The organism is Photobacterium sp. R1, assembly GCF_054600795.1.
Genome location: NZ_BAAHZP010000320.1, coordinates 1 through 320, shown reverse-complemented (window position 1 = coordinate 320; position 320 = coordinate 1). Strand labels below are relative to the sequence as shown.

The 320-nt window shown below is 52.2% G+C and carries 1 protein-coding gene; it reads right to left on the bottom strand.

Translation table 11 applies throughout. The annotated features are described in order from the left end of the window. Positions 1-320: PIN domain-containing protein (locus ACYP03_RS25230; protein WP_459782561.1), on the bottom strand; the 320-nt coding region annotated here is incomplete at both ends.

Below are 320 nucleotides of genomic sequence, written 5' to 3'. Positions count from 1 at the left end.
CCACCTTGCGCGGTGCATAATGATTCTGAAGGTAGAGCACCCCATTGAGAATACGGTTGTCACCGGCTTTGTCGGCAAAGGCATGCACGGTTTCGTGAATTTCATAATCAGCAAAAATCGCGATACGGCCTTTGTGATCACCTTGGTCAGTCAGGGGGATCCCGGCTGAGATTTGTTCCGGTGTGGCATCGTGGAAGATATCTTCGAGGGCGCGGATAGCAACACGTGCATCGCGGGCAACGTCACGTTTGCTGTCTTTTATCCGGTCGAGTTCTTCCAGAACCGTCATGGGAATCACGACGTCGTGCTCTTTGAAAGAG